General features: G+C 67.3%; 15 protein-coding genes. 5 read left to right on the top strand and 10 right to left on the bottom strand.

Translation table 11 applies throughout. The features are described from left to right. Positions 1-149: 149 nt before the first annotated feature. Positions 150-815, bottom strand: a complete 666-nt coding sequence (locus tag QC765_RS12115) for a potassium channel family protein (RefSeq protein WP_278314699.1) — start codon at positions 813-815, stop codon at positions 150-152. Positions 816-859: 44 nt separating this feature from the next. Between QC765_RS12115 and QC765_RS12120 the strand changes: the two genes are divergently transcribed. Further along, entirely contained in the window at positions 860-2032 is a 1173-nt protein-coding gene (locus QC765_RS12120; protein ID WP_278314700.1) for a low temperature requirement protein A, read from the top strand. A 243-nt stretch (positions 2033-2275) separates the two neighbouring features. Here the strand turns inward: QC765_RS12120 and QC765_RS12125 are convergent, their stop codons facing one another. Next, entirely contained in the window at positions 2276-2698 is a 423-nt protein-coding gene (locus tag QC765_RS12125; RefSeq protein ID WP_278314701.1) for a hypothetical protein, read from the bottom strand. Between the two features lie 253 nt (positions 2699-2951). Next, positions 2952-3761: a maleylpyruvate isomerase N-terminal domain-containing protein gene (locus QC765_RS12130; RefSeq protein ID WP_278314702.1), complete on the bottom strand. Its 810-nt coding sequence runs from the start codon at positions 3759-3761 to the stop codon at positions 2952-2954. A gap of 84 nt (positions 3762-3845) precedes the next feature. Between QC765_RS12130 and QC765_RS12135 the strand changes: the two genes are divergently transcribed. Next, on the top strand, positions 3846-4436 hold the full coding sequence (locus tag QC765_RS12135) for a DM13 domain-containing protein (protein ID WP_278314703.1): 591 nt from the start codon (positions 3846-3848) through the stop codon (positions 4434-4436). A 21-nt stretch (positions 4437-4457) separates the two neighbouring features. Then, positions 4458-5222, top strand: a complete 765-nt coding sequence (locus QC765_RS12140) for an NRDE family protein (protein WP_278314704.1) — start codon at positions 4458-4460, stop codon at positions 5220-5222. Between the two features lie 16 nt (positions 5223-5238). Here the strand turns inward: QC765_RS12140 and QC765_RS12145 are convergent, their stop codons facing one another. Further along, positions 5239-6192: an ADP-ribosylglycohydrolase family protein gene (locus QC765_RS12145; protein ID WP_278314705.1), complete on the bottom strand. Its 954-nt coding sequence runs from the start codon at positions 6190-6192 to the stop codon at positions 5239-5241. 215 nt (positions 6193-6407) lie between these two features. Here QC765_RS12145 and QC765_RS12150 point away from each other — a divergent pair, with 215 nt between their 5' ends. Next, on the top strand, positions 6408-7541 hold the full coding sequence (locus QC765_RS12150; RefSeq protein ID WP_278314706.1) for a hypothetical protein: 1134 nt from the start codon (positions 6408-6410) through the stop codon (positions 7539-7541). Positions 7542-7625: 84 nt separating this feature from the next. Here QC765_RS12150 and QC765_RS12155 read toward each other — a convergent pair whose 3' ends face one another. From QC765_RS12155 to QC765_RS12175, 5 genes are all read right to left on the bottom strand, one after another. Continuing rightward, positions 7626-8162, bottom strand: coding sequence for a hypothetical protein (locus QC765_RS12155; RefSeq protein ID WP_278314707.1), 537 nt, complete (start codon positions 8160-8162; stop codon positions 7626-7628). Beyond that, positions 8162-9586, bottom strand: coding sequence for an HAD-IG family 5'-nucleotidase (locus QC765_RS12160; protein WP_278314708.1), 1425 nt, complete (start codon positions 9584-9586; stop codon positions 8162-8164). Before QC765_RS12160 ends, QC765_RS12155 begins: the two co-directional genes overlap by 1 nt. 228 nt (positions 9587-9814) lie before the next feature. Beyond that, positions 9815-10480: an LGFP repeat-containing protein gene (locus QC765_RS12165; protein WP_278314709.1), complete on the bottom strand. Its 666-nt coding sequence runs from the start codon at positions 10478-10480 to the stop codon at positions 9815-9817. A gap of 182 nt (positions 10481-10662) precedes the next feature. Further along, the gene (putP, locus tag QC765_RS12170; protein WP_278314710.1) at positions 10663-12165 is read right to left on the bottom strand and encodes a sodium/proline symporter PutP; all 1503 of its coding nucleotides are present in this window, start codon (positions 12163-12165) and stop codon (positions 10663-10665) included. A 92-nt stretch (positions 12166-12257) separates the two neighbouring features. Next, positions 12258-13172 (bottom strand): LysR substrate-binding domain-containing protein, encoded by a 915-nt coding sequence (locus tag QC765_RS12175; protein ID WP_278314711.1) that lies wholly within the window; start codon positions 13170-13172, stop codon positions 12258-12260. Between the two features lie 147 nt (positions 13173-13319). On the opposite strand from QC765_RS12175, the gene QC765_RS12180 reads away from it, so the two are divergent. Further along, positions 13320-16799, top strand: coding sequence for a bifunctional proline dehydrogenase/L-glutamate gamma-semialdehyde dehydrogenase (locus QC765_RS12180; protein WP_278314712.1), 3480 nt, complete (start codon positions 13320-13322; stop codon positions 16797-16799). A 151-nt stretch (positions 16800-16950) separates the two neighbouring features. Here QC765_RS12180 and QC765_RS12185 read toward each other — a convergent pair whose 3' ends face one another. Next, entirely contained in the window at positions 16951-17868 is a 918-nt protein-coding gene (locus QC765_RS12185) for an alpha/beta fold hydrolase (RefSeq protein WP_278314713.1), read from the bottom strand. Between the last annotated feature and the right edge of the window lie 33 nt (positions 17869-17901).

Consider the following 17901-nt stretch of genomic DNA (forward strand, 5'->3'; position numbering starts at 1 on the left):
GCGCTGGGCCCCGGTCGCAAACGCGATAGAAGCTGCCGGGAACCCGGCCAGATTTCTATCGCGTTTGGCGGTTACCCGTGCTTTTGCCGCCGATCGGGCGCACGGCACACCGGCCCCCGCCGCCGACGGGCTAGGCGCGAGCGATTGCGTCAATCCCGCGATGCGTCGTCGCGCTCAGCAAGCGGTGCCTGCGACGCCCATACCCCGACCAGCCGGGCAACGACGATCGTGAGGAACATGGTGCCCACCACTGTCTCGAGCGACGCGAGGGCGCGCGCCCACGGCGCCACCGGCAGTATCTCGCCATAGCCCAGCGTCGCCATGGTGACGTAGCTGTAGTAGATGAACTGCTGGAACCTCATCTCGGTGTTCTGCGGGTCGCTGAAGCTGCCCGGCGCCGCGAGCTCGATCAGCGAGAACACCGTGGCGAAGAAGCCACCCAGGATGAGGTACACGCACACCGCCGCGAGGATCAGCGCGAGCCCGCCGGAATTCGACCGACGGAAGACGAAGGCCATCAGCTCGACGATCAGCAGCAGCATGAAAGTCCCCACGCTGAGGAGCATTCCGGCGTACGCCACCGTGCTGTGCTGGGCGAGCGCGAACCACAGCGCGAAAGCGGCGAAGAGCAGCCCCACGACCATGGTCGGTGTGCACGCTCGGCCCCGGCCGCGCACCACCTGCACGCCGAAGAAGATCATGCCGCCGTAGAACAGCAGGTACGCGGCCGTCCACCATTCGCCGTAGTGGGTGAGCGGATACCCGAACTGCAGAAGCACGACGAACGCCAGCAGCAGGCCAAGCTTTCTTTCCATGCTCGGCATCTAACCACGCGCAAAGCCTGTGATAGCTTCGCCCCATGCGATCCGCTCAGTCGCCCAGTGCTGTCCTGCGCCGCACCAACAGCGGGCATGTCGGGACCGTCGAGCTGTTCTTCGACCTCGTGTATGTCCTCGCGATCATCCAGCTCTCCCACTTCCTGCTCTACGACCTCTCGCCCCGCGGAGGGCTCGAGGCCCTGATCCTCTTCGCCGCCGTGTGGTGGGGCTGGAACTACTCGGCGTGGGCGATGAACTGGCTCGATCCGGATCATCCCAAGGTGCGCCTGCTCGTGGTGTCGCTGATGCTCGCGGCCCTGACCATGGCGATCGCCATACCGGACGCGTTCGGCGACCGGGCCCTGCTGTTCGTGGCGGGCTACTTGTTCCTGCAGCTCGTGCGCTCGGCATTCATGGTGGTCGCCTTCCGTGGTCAATTGATGGCCCGCAACTATGCCCAGCTCCTCGCCTGGAGCGTGGGATCAGGCGTGCTGTGGGTAGCGGGGGCCCTCGCGGACGACAACGCCCGGATCTACTTGTGGATCGCCGCCCTCGCTGTCGACTACCTCGCGCCGATCGCCGGCTTCTACCTCCCGCGCCTCGGCGCCACGTCCATGCTGGACTGGCCGCTCACCGAGGAGCACCTCGCGGAGCGTTGCCGGCTGGTGTTCATCATCGCGCTCGGCGAATCAATCCTCATCCTCGGCGGCGTCCTCGCCGATACCGAGCTCGACCCGGCAACGATCACCGCAGGAGTGGTCGGTTTCGCGTCGATCGTATTGATGTGGTGGCTGTACTTCAGCCCGCGCCATGGAAACGTGGAGAAGGAGCTCCCGTCGCACCTCTCCTCCGCAGCCGTCGGCCGCGCCGCCTACACCTACGGGCACGCGTTCATGGTGGGTGGAGCCATCGTCGTGGCCGTTGGCATCGAGCTAGTGACGACGCACCCGGGCGATCCGGCATCGTGGGCCGCGGTGCTTACCATCCTCGGCGGGCCCGCCATCTACCTCATCGGCAACATCATCTTCAACGAGTCGCGCAACCAGCAGCTCCCCATGTCGCGGGTAGCCGCGCTAGCGGCATTCGTCGTCGTCGGCGCGATGGCCCTCCTCATCGGCGCCCCCTACCTGGTGGTAGCGCTCGCGGCCCTTGGCATCCTCCTCGCCACCGGATCACTGACCAAGGAGCTGTGGGAGCGCCCCGTGCACCATTGAGCCGCGGGGTGTCGGCCTGGCTTGGCCTGCGCCGGTCGGCCCGGCTGGTCGGACACCGGCCGCAAACGCGATAGAAGCTGCCGGGAACCGGCCTGATTTCTATCGCGTTTGACCGTTTCCCGTGCTTTTGCCGCGGAGTGGGCGAGCGGCGCGACGGGCTCACGCCGCCGACTGCGACGAGCTAGGCGCGGAAGCCTGCGTCAATCCCCCAATGCCTCGTCGCGCTCAGCAGGCCGACCACGATCAGTTTGGACTTGAAGAGCGATCAACGAAGAAGACCCGAAACAGAATCAAGACAACTGTTGCGATGCACACGCCCACACCCACAGGGTTGAGGATACCCAGCGAAAAAATGACAGGCACGTCTTGGTCCGCTTTGCTAATTGGGTAGGCAGCCACTGCAATAGCCGCAGCCAAGAATGCCAGTATCCAATGAAACGTCATCGATTGTTGCCGGAAAAAGACACTTATAAACGTCACTAGGAATGCCAGGATCGCAAGTAGTATCAACGTTGCAGTTAGCCCATGGAGACTGTCTGCGGTGTCGCGCGGAAGCCTCTTCGCCACGAAAAAGGCGGCGATGGACAATCCGGTAACGAGCGTGATGCCGACGATGGCGGTTCTGATCCGGCTGCCAAGGGCAAGGTTATGTGAGAACTTTCGCATTTCGTAGGTTTCCCATTCCCTTTGATCGATAAAGATGACGTCCGCGATGCGATGCCGCTGTGAAGTGGTATTCGCTCGCGGGCGGCCCTGATGGGCGGACCCCGGCCGCAAAAGCGATAGAAGCTGTCGAGAACCCGGCGAAGTTTCTATCGCGTTTGACGGTTTCCCGTGCTTTTGCCGCCCCACGGTCCGCCCCAGCACTGAGCGGCCCGCCGCCAGCACCTGAAACCGCCAGCACCAGACCCGCCCCCAACTACACGCGCACGCCCGCGGTGAGTGTCTCGGCGATCGCACGGTCGCCGTGCACGGTGAGCTTGTCGAGGGATTCGCGGCGCCAGAGAGCGAGCAAGAGGTCCTGGGCTCGGCCGCGAAGCGCGACATCCCCCTTGCCATGCTCGTAGGTGATGGTTGCCTGCCCGTCGGCGAAGCGGATCATCCATTCGGCATTGTCGGTGTCAGTGCCGTGGATGTGCACGCTGCGACCGTCGAGGTCGGCGCAGACAGTGCTTCCCTTCTCGACCGCGCGGGGGATCATCACCTGGCACCATTCGTCGATCCCGTCGGCCGCGCCAGCCGGATCAGCGTCGGTGGGGCCGCCTCCCCCGGCGGCGTTCAGCGCGAAAGCAATATCGAAGCGGTGAATGGTCGCCTCATGGGCCTGGCGTCGCGCCCACCACTCCACTGCTCGTGGACCGAGGAAGGTGGTCGCGGGCTGGTCCGGATCGCGACGGGCGAGGTCGTCGGCGAGCTGGTTGACCGCATCGCGGTAGGCATCGATGCACGCCTCGCCGCGCGGAACGACAGGCAGGGCGGCACGGTCTGGCATTGGCGCGCTCGCGGGCAACCGGAGCGCCGCGAGCACCCACAGGTGCACCTTGGCGGTGTGCCGCACCACGTTCTCGACCGTCCACCCGGAAACAGTGGGCACGGGAAGCGACAGGGCTCCGGAGCTGGTGGCCGCGATCCGGTCGCCCTCCGCGCGGAGCACGCCGATCAGATGCTCCATGGGCACCGCGGGGACGGGTGCGTCCAGCGGTGACGCGTCGCTGTGATTGTGTGCCATGGTCACAGACCCTACCGGTGAGCAGGGCGCATGCGAATCCGTCATACTGGACGCCCCGGCCGCTGGAATACCGTGAGGTGCACCTTGGCGAAGCATCGCCGATCGACTCGTCGCTCGATCGTGCTCGCGATCGCGGCCATCCTGCTAGTGGTGCTCCTGGTGCTGCTCTATCTGTTCCAGCCTTGGAAGCTCTTCGTCGACGAAACCGTGGACGAGGCGGCACCGTTCAGCACACCCACGGCTACCGCCCCCGCGGCACCGGATTCCCCAGCTATTGCACGATCGACAGCGCCCGACCCGCCAGCACCTGCTGATGCCGGTCCGCGAATGATCGCCCGCGGCTCGTTCATCTCCCACGAGCACGCCACCTCGGGCAGCGTCGTGGTCTACGAGTCGGCGGATGGGTCTCGGGTGCTGCGCATCGAGGATCTCCGCACCTCCAACGGGCCAGACCTGAAGGTGTGGCTCACCGATGCGCCCGTCATCGAGGGGTTCGACGGCTGGGGCGTGTTCGACGATGGCCAGTACATCGATCTGGGCGCGCTCAAGGGCAATATCGGCAGCCAGAACTACGAGATACCCCCGGCCGCGGACCTCGCGGAGCTAACGAGCATCTCGGTGTGGTGCGCGCGCTTCCGGGTGTCGTTCGGGGCCGCTGAGCTCCTGCCGGTGTGATCCCGCGCTAGGGTCGGTCTCATGTGCGTGATCTTTGTGGCGTGGCAGGTTCATCCGGGGTGCCCGTTGATCGTGGCCGCCAACCGGGACGAGTTCCACGAGCGCCCCACTGAATCCGTGCACTGGTGGGCTTCCGAGCCGGAACTGCTCGCGGGCCGGGATGCGCGATCGGGCGGCACCTGGCTGGGCGTGACGCGGACGGGACGGTTCGCGGCGGTCACGAACTATCGAGGTCCCGACGAGGCGGCGGGGAGCATCTCGCGGGGCGAGCTACCAGTGCGGTTCCTGCTTGGTACGGACTCCGCCGAGGACTATGCGACCGGGGTGGCCGCGGCCGGCGACCAGTACGCGGGCTTCTCGCTGCTGGCCTCGGACGGCGAGCAGCTCTGGTATGTCTCCAATCGCGGGGATGGTGCCCCGCGCGCTGTGGAGCCGGGTTTCCATGGATTGTCCAACGCGAACCTTGATACGCCCTGGCCCAAGGTGGAAGCGGGGCGGGCCGCGTTCGCGGAGGCAGTGGGCGCTGACCCTGATCCGTTGGGCGAGGGCGGCGCTGCCCGGTACCTGAGGCTGCTGCGCAATGCCGATCTAGCTTCTGCGGAGCTTCCGGATACCGGCTTCTCCGAGGAGATGGAGCGCGGTTTGTCGAGCATCTTCGTCGACCTTCCCGGCTATGGCACGCGCAGCAGCACTGTGCTGACGATGCGCGATTGTCGCGGCCGCATGGTGGAGCGACGCTTCTCCGCGGAGAGAACAACGCTCGGGACCTCCACGACGGAGTGGTGAGCAGCCGCTCAACCACTTAGCGACTGTGCCCCACGATCCCCTCGGCGAGATCCGCGAGATCCGCAGCAGTGAGGCCGGGCCACCCGTGCAGCATCGCGACGAGTTCCCCGGGCAGGCTGCTCGCGCCCCAGCGGGCCCCGACAAGCATGCCCGTGATCGCTGCGGTCGTGTCAGTATCGTGCCCTGCCCGCACCGCTTGCTCCATGGCTGCCAGCGCGTGGGCGGGCGTGCTCGCGTCGGTGGTGGTGATCGCCCACCACGCGGTCTGCAGCGCGTGCACCACCCAGCCATTCTTGGGAAAGTCCGCGGGAGTGCCCGCCTCGGCTTGGTCAAGCAGTGGCGACCAGAAGGAGCGGGTCGATTCCGGCGCAGCGTCGAGGTGCAGGCGCACGCCCTCGAGGGTTCCGGTCAGTACGGCGTGACGGATGGCTGCCGACCAGATCTGGCAGGCTTCTCGTGCGCGCTCGTCGTCGTGGGTGAGGTCGCTGACCAATGCGGCGGCCTCGGCACAGCCGTCGGCATCGTGGAGATAGGAAATGCCCACCGCGGCGGTGCGCATGAGTGATCCGTTGCCACCCTTGAGGCCGCTGATCTCCCGGGCCACGCGTGCCATCGATGCGGCGTCCGGCCCTGCGCTTCCCAGCACTTGCGCGGTCTGGTTACCGATGTCCTTCGGGATCGAGCGCAGCCAGTCGACGAACCCGGCCGCGACGGCATCGAGTCCTGCTGGCGTGCGCAGGTCCAGGCCGGAGTGCGCGGCGCGGGCTACAGCGATGGCCATGCTCGTGTCGTCGGTCCACTCACCGGGGGCGAACGGGCCGATTCCGCCGCCGATCATGCCGATGTCCTGGTGCGGGCCGGGATGGGTGAACTCATAGCCCGCGCCGAGGGCATCACCGAAGGCACACCCGATCAGTGCGCCGCGTGCGCGATCGAGGTCGATTCCGGACCCTTGCGTGCCTGAACCCATCGCAACCTGCCTTCTGCTCGGCGCCGTTTCCCGAGGCTAGCCCAGGCTGCCGCTTGCCACCGGCGATGACCCCCAAACGGCCCACACCAAGATCACACGGTGATAACAGTCACAGGATTGCGGTAACACCGGGTCACCTCACCGGGATGTACACCTCGTAACAGCACGCTTGGTTCGTTGCCGCCCAGCGCGGCGCACGGAGGGGGAACTGAAGAATGATTTCTGCCCGAAAGTCGGCATTGACGGCCCTGCTAGGGGTCGCGCTGCTTGCTGGTCCCGCATGTGGATCCGGCACCGACATCACACCGGTCTCGGGCTCGTCGAGCTCCAGCCCGACCGAGAACGTGATCGACAACGGTTCGGACGAGCCGACGAGCAATGACACCGGAACGGCGGAGCCCAGCGCGGGCCCGGCCAGCCCCGGATCAAGCGGTGCTGGAACGGCGGGATCCGCAACCACCGATCCCGCGAGCCCGGCATCCACCGGTCCCGGGTCCGTCCTCGTCGAGACAAAGACGTTCACCGGCGCCGCGATCCCTAGCGTGCCCGTTTCCCTCATGCTCGCCGCGGAATGCGACGTCGCGAACCGCGACATCCCCCTCGGCGTGGACTTCACGACGACCTACGACGGCATCACCAACGCCGCGGGCGAGGCCCTGTTCGCCGACATGCCGCTCGGCTGCTACCGCGCCAACATGGATGTCCCCGAGAACACCAACCCCGTGCCCGAGGGAATGCACACCGTCATCCTCACCGAGGAGATCCCCCACCAGTCGCTGTGGTTCCGCTTCACCGATGAGCCCATCGGCGAGGGCAACCTGCGCCTTGGCCAGGTCTTTGTGCGCGACAGCGCGGGGAATCCGATCTCCCGCGCGGCTCTCGAGCTGGAGCAGTGCGGCACCAGCAACCGCATGACCACGGTCAACAGTGACCGCGAAGGACGGATCATCCTCGAGGTCCCGCGCGCCGAGTGCTACACAGTCGTGGGCACTTCCGGCACCTCCGAGTGGACCCTGACCGGCCGACCCGTTATCGATACAGGCACCAGCAATTTCGCGCTGGATGTCGTTCTTGATCGCGCGGGCACCGGGCCCACGTGCGAGGCGACCTCGATCGAGGCCGACCTCGACCTGCCCTACGAGTACGGCACCACCCCGGTGTCGGTTGATTGCGCCGAGGGCTGGGCCGCGATCCGCTGGCCCGAGTCCCCCGGCGACAACCAGCGCCTCGTGCATCTCGTGGATGGCGCATGGACCACCTACATCGCGTTCCCGCACCAGCAGTGCTGGGCCGAGGCGCGCGGTAACGGAGTTCCCGACCGCTTGCAGAAGTACTTCCAGGAGTGCTGATCTCGCAGTAGCGATCTAGCGCGGTGCCCTGGCCAGTCCTTCGGGACGGTCGGGGCACCGCGCGCTCGCGTTGTGGACTGTCGCTCAATGCTCAGGCTGCGGTGGGCGCCGGAAGTGCCCGACCGCGCGAACGGCGATGAGCACGCTCACTGAAGCGAGGCCGGCTGCGAGCATCGCCTTGGAGCGGAGCTTCTCGGAGCATCTGCTCTCCAGCCAGCTATGCGGAACGGGGCGGTAGAACTCGTTCGGCGGGCCCCGCACCACGGTGACGGTCAGCTCGCTGGACTCCACCGGCGATATGACCGAGCCACACTCCAGGATGCGCGCCTCCCCGCTATCGACGGGAAGAGTGATCGGGTCGCGCACCACCGCCACGCTGAGCCACAGGGCTGGAGAGGCCAGGAGCACGCAGGCGATGCCGGACACCAGCGACAACCGGGTGCGCCGACGCCGATGCCACCACTTCCAGGTGAGCCCCGCGAGGAATGCGACGAATGCCAGCCACTCCACCCAGGTGACGGACCACGCGAGCCGATAACCAAAAGCAAGAGCCACCAGCCAGAAGACCGCGGTGTGCGTGGTGGTGCGCGAGCGTTGCCTGCGCAGTTGCCCGAGGTCCACTACTCGGGGACGGCCGAGGCTGGATCGGTGCCCACGAAGTCGTGCGGCAGGCTAGTGCGCGCGGCCCGCAGGAAGGCGTACGGCGTGTGGCGGCCGAAGTTCACCACGCGCGAGGTGTAGACGTCGGCAAATTTCTCCACCTGCCGGGCGAAGAGGCTCTTGTCATTGCCCGCTCGCATCAATGGACCCCATGCCGTGTTGCCGATGGCGCCCGCGGCCTGCGCGAGCGGGGCGATCTCCTGGTCGAGCGCGCGCAAGTCGCCGTACAGGTTGCTCATCGCCGAATCCGCCGACTGCGTGGGTTCGCCGTTGGCCTGCGCGCGGACGCGATCGAGGCGGGCGTGGGAGAGCTGGTCCTCGAGATCGACCTTCCGGGCCATCAGCGCGCGCAGCTTCCGCTCATCATCGACGAACGCGGCAGCGTCGGCGATCTCGGCCTCGAGCTCCCGCATGATCAGCGCGGTCCGCCAGCGCAGCACCGATTTCGAGACGTGCACGTCGCCAAAGAGATGGTCGCCGACGTAGAGGATGTGCGCTCCATCGAGATCGAGGCTGCGCTCCACGAGGCGGGCGCACCCACCGTGATAGACCCCGCCCTGCTCGAGCAGGCCCTGGTGCGGCTCGAGCAGGCTGCGCTGCTCATCAACCACCCGGAACACCGGCGGCTCCTCGGCGAAGAAGCGTGGCTTGGCGGCGGCCACGACCACGATGTCGAACAGGTCGCGCCAGTTGCCGCTCGGCACGTGGCGGTCGAACGCGTAGCTCATCATCGCGCGGGTGTAGAACCATTCGCTGTTGGTGATCAGCAGGAGCTTCTTGCCCGCGAGGCGCTGGTCCATGAGGGTCTCGGCGGTGTCGGCGTCGAGGTCGCAGAAGCGGTCTGGGTCGGCGATGATCTCCGCCTTGAGCGTGCCCATGGTGTGCGACAGATCGAGCGCGGACGAGACGACCTTGAACAATTCGTCGTAGCCGAGTGGCTGCTTTATCTCGCCTGCGTCGAGCAGGTCCACGAGCTGCGCGTAGAGCGCTGCCTCGGAGATGGAGAACAAGGTGTTGAGGAACCGGAAGCGCGGCTCGGCGAGGTCGACGAACACGCCGTCGTAGGCGCGGCGCAGCTCGTCGAAGTTGAGCTTGCGGGTGCCATGCTGCGCCTGGATGACGTAGCCAAAGCGGGTGGCCTTGACCAGGTTGCCGAGGTCGAGGTCGAGGGCGAGGCCCTGCAGGTACTTGTCGGCCTCGAACACCAGGTCGGCGACAGGGAACCCGCGCTCGGCGAGCGAGCGGCGCGCATGCTCGAACGCTGCGCCCTCCCACACCTCGGTGCGGTAGTTGAGCAGCGTGTAGTCCATGTCGTAGCCGATCGCGCCGACGGATCGGAGGTTGAGGGTCCTGTTGGCGTACACGCGTCGTCCAGCCTCGGTCACAGTTGTCGAACCTACACCCGGAGCCAGGTTTGCATCACGGTTCGCCGCGCGCGGCCGGGCCGTAGGTGCCGTCCGCGCGTTCACTTTTGGGCGCCGTCGTGGCGACTGTGCGAAAAACGTCAGCAAATCTCACGGCAGCTGTCGCTTATCGCACACTCGCAAGCCGGGAGCGGGCGCGGGAAAGGGGCCCCACCCGGATCAGCGGGGCCCCTGCACAGATCCAGAGGATCAGTTCATCGTGATCTCCTCGGCGAAGGATCCATCGCCCTGGTCGGTCCAGGTGATGGTGCCGTTCTCGAACTCGCTCTCCCAGCCGCCATCGATGGTCTGCTCATCGCTGGTCGGGAAGCCCAGCTCACCGGTGGGCCCATCGTTCTCGGTGTAGACGCGCAGGATCTCGCCCTGCACGACGTGGGTGCCAGCGCTCTCGCTCCAGTAGATGGTGCCGTCCTCGAGCTCGGCTGCCATGCCATCGCCCACTTCGGTCGGCTCGGACACGAGATCGCCAAGCTCGCCATCGAGCTCGCTGAACTTCTCGGCGATGCCACCCTCGAGGGTCACTTCGGTCCCGTCAGCAGTGGTGGCTGTCGTGGTGCCGCCGTCCACCATGCCCATCGCGCTATCGGTGGCCTCGCCGGCCTTGTCCATGCCGGAGTCCATCGCATCGCCCGCGGAGTCGGTGGCATTGCCAATGGCGTCGCCCGCGGAATCGCCAGCATCGGAGAGGGCATCGCCAGCACTGTCGGCGGCGTCGCCGGCGGACTCGGTAAGCTGCCCCGCGCCGTCGCTGAGCTGATCGGTCACGGAGTCGCCGTCATCACCGCAAGCCGAGAGCGTCACCGCTGCCGCAAGGGCTGCCGCCAGTCCAGTCGCGCGAATCGCCGTCTTCTTCATGCGTTTGCCTTTCATGGTCGTTGTGCACCAGAAGTGCCGGTGCCGAACCCACACAGACAATCATACGAAGCGCGTCAGTCAAAGCATATCGGGCAGGCTCCGGCATATTGACACCGCGTCAAAAGGACATTGCCGACATTCTGAAAACCTGACAATTGCTTGCTAATCGTGGCTGCCGTTTCCTACCGGCACGCTTCCTCCATCTCGGCGAACTCGACGCCGATGCTCTCCTGCGGCCGCGGAGCGAGCACCGACACCGCTACGGCCACGAGCGCGCACGCGAGGAAGCCGGGCACGATCTCGTACATCGCCGAGGACAGCGCATCCACTGATCCCCAGATGCCGACGGTCACCGCGCCGGTGATCATGCCGGCGAGCGCGCCATGCGCTGTCAGGCCCCGCCAGTGCAGCGAGAGCAGGATGATCGGGCCGAAGGCCGCCCCGAAGCCCGCCCAGGCGAAGCCGACGAGCTCAAGGATCGTCCCGCTCGGGTTCACCGCGATCAAGATAGCCACGATCGCCACCGCGAGGACCGCCGCCCGCCCGTACATCACGTACTTCTGCGGGGTGGCCTCCTTGCCGAAGACCTTGTAGATGTCCTCGACGAGCGCCGAGGAGCACACGATCAGCTGGGACGAGAGCGTCGACATGATGGCGGCCAGCACCGCCGCGAGGACGAGGCCAGCGATGAAGGGGTGGAACAGGATCTGCGAGAGCCGCAGGAAGACCGTCTCTGGGTTGGCCAGCGTCTCGGGGTTCTCGAAGAAGTAGGCGATACCGACCAGGCCCGTGCTGATGGCACCGAGCGAGGAGACCACCATCCAGCTGACACCGATGCGGCGGCCCGCGCGAGCATCGGCCGGGGACCGCAGCGCCATGAAGCGCACGATGATGTGCGGCTGGCCGAAGTAGCCGAGCCCCCATGCGGCGGCGGAGATGACCGCCACGACGCTGCCACCGAAGAACAGGGACGTCCGTTGCAGCTCATCGTCGGGGCTCGCGGCGTTGTGCAAGGCGTCGGCGGCATCGATCCCTGAGGTCACCGCATCGAGCGAACCGAGAGCGAGGAAAGCGGCCACCGGTACGGCGATGAGCGCGGCGAGCATGAGCAGGCCTTGCGCCACATCGGTCAGCGAGGCGCCGAGGAACCCGCCGAACAATGTGTAGCTGAGCGTTATGCCTGCGACGAGCAGCATTCCGAACAAATACGAGGTATCGAAGGTGGATTCGAAGAACACTCCACCTGCCACCATTCCCGAGGAGACATAGAAGGTGAAGAATCCGAGAATGATGAGTCCCGCGGTGATGCGCAGGACGCGGCTCGTGTCCTTGAAGCGATTCTCCAGGTAGCTCGGCACGGTGATCGAGTTATTCGAGATCGCCGTATAGGCCCGCAATCGCGGGGCAACGAACCGCCAGTTCAGGTAGGCGCCGATGACCAGCCCGATGACGATCCAGGATTCGCCGAGACCGGACGCATAGATCGCGCCGGGGACACCGAGCAACAACCAGCCCGACATGTCGGACGCGCCCGCGGACAGGGCGGCGACGCCTGGTCTGAGCTTGCGCCCGGCAAGCATGTAGTCATCGAGATCGCTGGTCTGGCGGTAGGCGTAGATGCCGATCGCGATCATCGCGGCGAAGTACAAGCCGATGGCGGTGAGCTGGTATGCCTGCATGGACATGAGGGCCTCGGATCCTGGGATCGGCGAAGTGTGGGCGCCTGTCGCGCCGCGGCAGGCCGGGATGTGATGCCGGAAGGCGCGAGAGCGTCAAGCTACCACGCCGCATCGATACCCCGGGCCGTTTCGCCCAGTGCTTCCCGCACCGCAGCGACTGCCGGATGCTGCCCCGCCGAGACGCGCGTCGCGGTGAAGATGGTGCGCCGTGGAGCCCCCGCGAGCGGGACGAGCCGCACGTCGGCCGCGCGATGGACCCACACCAGCTCGGGCAGCAACGCCACCGCGTTTCCGGACTCGACGAGCCGCACGTGGGCCTGCAGGTCGGCGGTCTCGTAGCGCACATCCGGCTCGAACCCGGCCTGCCTGCATGCCTGCTCCGCCCAGTGCCGCGAGGCCGCGCCGTGCGGCTCCATGACCCAGGGAAGCTCGCGGGCCTCGGCGATCGTTGTCGCCTCCGTGGCGCCGGGGATGGCGCTGACGGTGGGCACGGCCAGCTCGATGGCATCGCTGAGCAGGGCCTCTCGATCGAGCCCTGGATGGTGAGCGGCCGCGTGGCCCGGGTATTGCTCGGCGATCACCAGGTCGAACTCGCGGGCCCAGGTATCATGCAGGGCCTCCTCCGGCTCGTGCTGGATCATCTCGACGCGCAATGCGCGATGGCGCTCGGCGAGCAGGCGCAGCGCGTCGGGCATGAGCGCGAGCAGGGCGGTCTGGAACACCGCGAGACGGATCGTTCCGGTGACACTGGTGCTCGCGGTGGCGAGCTCGGACTCGGCATGCTCGATGGCTTCGAGGATGCGCCCGGCGTGGTCCACGAGCAGGTGGGCCTCGGGGGTGAGCTGTAGCAATCGACCGGTCTTGCGCAGGAGCGGCACCCCGGCCTCCCGCTCGAGGATGGACAGTTGCTGCGACACCGAGGAGGGGCTGTAGCTCAGCGCCTCGGCGACGGCGGCGATGGTGCCGCGGATGCTGAGCTCGCGCAGCAGCCCGAGGCGATGCACGTCGAGCATGACGCCCTCCAATCATTCGGTTTTCCTGAATTATATCGTTCGGAAACCATCGCTTTTTCCTCACCTTGAACAGGACCATACTCAGGGAACACACCCGCCGGATCGCCGCAGCCCCCGGGCAGGCAAGGCCATGAGGAGCCCGCCACCATGAGCACCCCCACGGACCACATCACCCCCACCGTCGAGCCCGCTGACCTCGCCGACGATGCTGTCGCGCTGGTGCGCCACTGGCTTGTCGAGGGGTCCCGCTACCCGGTCGATCCCGCGGCACGCAAGCTCGCTGGGGTGCTCGATGATCCCAACGGCCTCGAGTTCACCGTCGGTTTCGTCGACGGCGTCATCCGCCCCGAGGACGTGCGCGTCGCCGCCCGCAACCTGCGGGCGGTCGCGCCGCGCGTGCCACGGTTCCTGCCGTGGCCCATGCGCCTCGCCGTCCGCCTCGGCGCGGTCCTCTCGATGATCGCCCCCCAGCTCGTGATCCCCATCGCCCGCCGCGTCCTGCGCCACATGGTCGGCCACCTCATCGTCGACGCTCGTGACGCCCGCCTCGGCAGCACCCTCTCCCGCATCAAGCAGGACAACACCCGCCTCAACGTCAACCTGCTCGGCGAGGCAATCCTCGGCGAGAAGGAGGCCGCCCGCCGCCTCGAGGGGCTCCATCGGCTCCTCGCGCGCGACGACATCGACTACCTCTCCATCAAGGTCTCCTCCACCGTCGCCCCCCACAACCACTGGGCGTTCGACGAGACCGTCGCCCACGTCGTCGACACCCTCGAGCCGCTCTACCTCCAGGCCCGCGCGGACGGAAAGTTCCTCAACCTCGACATGGAGGAATACAAGGACCTCGACCTCACCATGGCGGTGTTCACCACCCTGCTCGACCGGCCGGGCCTCGCCGACCTCGAAGCAGGAATCGTGCTGCAGGCCTACCTTCCCGACGCGCTCGACGCGATGATGCGCCTGCAGGAATGGTCCGCTGCCCGCGTGGACCGCGGTGGCGCCCGTATCAAGGTGCGCGTGGTCAAGGGCGCCAACCTGCCCATGGAGACCATGGACGCCGACCTCCACGGCTGGCCGCTCGCCACCTGGCCCACCAAGCAGGACACCGACACCTCCTACAAGGCCGTCCTCGACTACGCCCTGCGCCCCGAGCACGCCCGGAGAATCCGCATCGGCATCGCCGGGCACAACCTCTTCGACATCGCGCTGGCCTGGCTGCTGGCCAAGGCACGCGGAGTCACCGAGGCCGTCGATTTCGAGATGCTGCTCGGCATGGCCACCGGCCAGGCCGCCGCCGTGCGCAACGATGTCGGATCCCTGCTCCTCTACACCCCCGTCGTGCACCCCAAGGAGTTCGACGTCGCTATCTCCTACCTGATCCGCCGCCTCGAGGAAGGCGCATCGCGGGAGAACTTCATGTCCGCCGTCTTCGAGCTCGATCACAACGAGGAGCTCTTCGAGCGGGAGAAGAACCGCTTCCTCGCCTCCCTCCATGCGCTCGACGACGCCCGCCACCATGGCGTGCCCGCGCCCAACCGCGACCAGGACCGGCGCCAGCCACCCGCGCACGGCCCCCGCGACCACTTCACCAACACCCCCGATACCGACCCCGACCTGCCCGGCAACCGCGCCTGGGGCCGTGCCATCGCCGAGCGCATGCGCACCTCCAGCCTCGGCACCCGCACCGCCGAGAACAACTGGATCACCGACGCCGCGAGCCTCGACAGGCTAGTCACCACTGCCGTGCACGCCGCCCCCGACTGGCAGCGCCTCGGTGCGGCCGGGCGCGCCGACATCCTCCACCGCGCCGGTGACGCTCTTGCCGCGCATCGGGCCGATCTGCTCGAGGTCATGGGATCCGAATGCGGCAAGACCCTCGACCAGGGCGATCCCGAGGTATCCGAGGCCATCGACTTCGCCCACTACTACGCGGAGCGTGGACGCGAGCTCGAGAACATTGACGGCGCCACCCACCAGCCGTGCAACCTCACCGTCGTCACCCCGCCCTGGAACTTCCCCGTCGCCATCCCCACCGGCTCCACCATCAGCGCGCTCGCCGCCGGGTCGAGCGTCATCATCAAGCCGGCCCCGCAGGCTGCCCGCTGCGCCGCGGTCATGGTCGAAGCGCTCTGGGAGGCCGGAGTCCCCCGCGACGTGCTGCACTACGTCCAGCTCGACGAGCAGCAGCTCGGCGCCGAGCTGATCGCCCACCCCGCCGTGGACCGGCTCATCCTCACCGGCGCCTACGACACCGCCGCGCTGTTCCGGTCGTTCCGCAACAACCTGCCGCTGCTCGCCGAGACATCCGGCAAGAACGCCATGATCGTCACCCCGTCGGCTGACTACGATCTCGCTGCCCGCGACGTCGCCCAGTCCGCGTTCGGGCACGCCGGGCAGAAATGCTCCGCGGCATCGCTGCTCATCCTCGTTGGCAGCGTGGCCAGCTCCCCGCGCTTCCGCAACCAGCTCCTCGACGCCGTCCGCTCCCTCACTGTCGGCTATCCCTCCGACCTGCGCACCCAGATGGGTCCCATCATCGAGCCCGCCACCGGCAAGCTCCGCGAGGGGCTCACCACCCTCGGCCCCGGCGAGACCTGGCTGCTCGAGCCCACCCCCCTCGACGACACCGGCCAGCTATGGAGCCCCGGGGTACGCGAAGGCGTCAGGCCCGGCTCCGAGTACCACCTCACCGAGTACTTCGGCCCCATCCTCGGCATCATCACCGCCGAGACGCTCAACGACGCTATTCGCATCGCCAACGCTGTGGACTACGGCCTGACGTCCGGGCTCCACTCACTCGACCCGGACGAGATCACCCACTGGACCAATCACATCCACGCCGGGAACCTCTACGTCAACCGCGGCATCACCGGAGCCATCGTGCAGCGCCAGCCCTTCGGCGGCTGGAAGAGATCCGCCATCGGCCCCGGCACCAAGGCTGGCGGCCCCAACTACCTCATCGGGCTGAGCAACTTCACCGACGCACCTGCCGATCAGCACCACGAGGCAGTCCTCGCGCGACCCGTGGCGCAGCTCCTCGACGCTCTCCGCGGCACCCTCAACGAGACCGACCACCAGTGGCTCAATGACGCGGCAGGCAGTGATGCGCGCGCCTGGGACACCGAGTTCGGCCACGCCCTCGACCGCACCGGCCTGATCGCCGAGCGCAACCTGCTGCGCTACCGGCCCACCGAGGTCACCATCCGCTACGAGGAACCGACCTCCGGCCACGGCATCGCCGAGCTCGCCCGCGTCACCGCCGCGGCCCTGCGCGCCAGCGCCCCCATCGTGATCAGCACCGCCGCGCCGCTGCCCCTCGAGATGCTCGACATCCTCGGTTCCCTTGGCATCCCCGTCCACACCGAGGACGAGCACGCCTGGGCCCGCCACGCGGCCAGCCTCGCCGAGCGCACCGGTCCCGACGCCGCCGTGCGCATCCGGCTCATCGCCAGCAGCTCCTCCCCCACCTACGACGCCACCGGGGGCAAGCCCGACGTCGCGATCTACCACAATCCCGTGGTCTCCGCCGGGCGCATCGAGCTGCTGCCGTTCCTCCGCGAGCAAGCCATCTCCATCACCGCGCACCGCTACGGCACCCCCAGCCGCCTCGCCGACGCAGTCGGATAGCAGGAGGCCGGTGCACTCACTCCGGCGGTCGGCATGGGAGGCGAGGCCGCCGGCTGCTCTTCGGCAGTGGAAACTTTTCCCTCTGGGAGGCGGTTAAGTTTCCACTGCCGGAGTCGTCTTGCCTCGTGCTCGCCCGGGCGTCCGACTCCGATCATGTAGCGCCGGTAGAGACGAACTCGCGGATCAGATCGGCGACGCGGTCGGGCGCCTCGATCATCGGTGAGTGCCCCACGTGCTCGAGAACGGTGGTCGTGATCGTTCGCACTTCCCGGTAGCGCGCCAGCGAGGCTTCGACGTTGTAGAAGCGGTCCTCCCGGCCGAAGATGACGAGCGTTGGCAATGCGAGGTGGACCAGCCTTCCGTCCAGGCCCAGTCGTCTGGTCCACGCCTGCCGCTGCCTCATGGATTGGGTGAAGGCGGGGTGGTTGAGGCTGCGTGCGTCGTGGAAGCCTTGGCCGGGGTTGGCGAATGCTGTGGCCATGTCGAAGCCCGGCGCGAATGCTCGCCGCACCACGCGGTTGGTGACGAACGCGGGGCCATGTTCCTGCACCATCGGCCCGATCCATGGGAGGTGGATGACCCATTCGCCTGATGGCAGCGTTCCAGTGCTCGTGTCGGGCCCTTCGCCCATCAGCACGAGCCGGGTGACGCGGGTGCTGTGCTCGGCGGTGGCCACGCCAAAGAGGCTGCCCATCGAGTGGCCGACAATCGTGACGTCGTTCAGGTCCAGCTCGGAGAGCAGGCGCGCATAGAGGCGGCCTTGGCTGTCGGGGTCGTAGCCGGACGTAGGTCGTGCAGAACCACCGTGCCCGAGGAGGTCGACCCGGATGATCCGGCATTCCGGCAGGCGGGCAACAACGTGGTCGAACCACGCCGCGGAGGCACCGAATCCGTGCAGCATCAGGAGCGCGGGTCCGTCGACCGGGCCGTCCGCTCGGACGTGCAGGTCGATGCCATCGACGGACAGGATCTTTCCTGCGCCGCCTGTTGCCGGCTCGGCGCGTGTGCGACCCGTCAGCCTGCCGGGACGCCACCGCCCGGGCGACGATGAGCTCTTGGTGGTGGTCATGCACTTCTCCTCGTGCGGCCGTGTTCGTGATGC

This window comes from Hoyosella levis, assembly GCF_026008515.1.
GTDB lineage: Bacteria > Actinomycetota > Actinomycetes > Mycobacteriales > Mycobacteriaceae > Lolliginicoccus > Lolliginicoccus levis.

What these genes read in the sequence shown, in the direction of transcription:
- QC765_RS12115 (WP_278314699.1), bottom strand. Translation starts at nt 815, where the DNA reads ATGGAAAGAAAGCTTGGCCTGCTGCTGGCGTTCGTCGTGCTTCTGCAG.
- QC765_RS12120 (WP_278314700.1), top strand. Translation starts at nt 860, where the DNA reads ATGCGATCCGCTCAGTCGCCCAGTGCTGTCCTGCGCCGCACCAACAGC.
- QC765_RS12125 (WP_278314701.1), bottom strand. Translation starts at nt 2,698, where the DNA reads ATGCGAAAGTTCTCACATAACCTTGCCCTTGGCAGCCGGATCAGAACC.
- QC765_RS12130 (WP_278314702.1), bottom strand. Translation starts at nt 3,761, where the DNA reads ATGGCACACAATCACAGCGACGCGTCACCGCTGGACGCACCCGTCCCC.
- QC765_RS12140 (WP_278314704.1), top strand. Translation starts at nt 4,458, where the DNA reads ATGTGCGTGATCTTTGTGGCGTGGCAGGTTCATCCGGGGTGCCCGTTG.
- QC765_RS12145 (WP_278314705.1), bottom strand. Translation starts at nt 6,192, where the DNA reads ATGGGTTCAGGCACGCAAGGGTCCGGAATCGACCTCGATCGCGCACGC.
- QC765_RS12150 (WP_278314706.1), top strand. Translation starts at nt 6,408, where the DNA reads ATGATTTCTGCCCGAAAGTCGGCATTGACGGCCCTGCTAGGGGTCGCG.
- QC765_RS12165 (WP_278314709.1), bottom strand. Translation starts at nt 10,480, where the DNA reads ATGAAGAAGACGGCGATTCGCGCGACTGGACTGGCGGCAGCCCTTGCG.
- putP (WP_278314710.1), bottom strand. Translation starts at nt 12,165, where the DNA reads ATGTCCATGCAGGCATACCAGCTCACCGCCATCGGCTTGTACTTCGCC.
- QC765_RS12175 (WP_278314711.1), bottom strand. Translation starts at nt 13,172, where the DNA reads ATGCTCGACGTGCATCGCCTCGGGCTGCTGCGCGAGCTCAGCATCCGC.
- QC765_RS12180 (WP_278314712.1), top strand. Translation starts at nt 13,320, where the DNA reads ATGAGCACCCCCACGGACCACATCACCCCCACCGTCGAGCCCGCTGAC.
- QC765_RS12185 (WP_278314713.1), bottom strand. Translation starts at nt 17,868, where the DNA reads ATGACCACCACCAAGAGCTCATCGTCGCCCGGGCGGTGGCGTCCCGGC.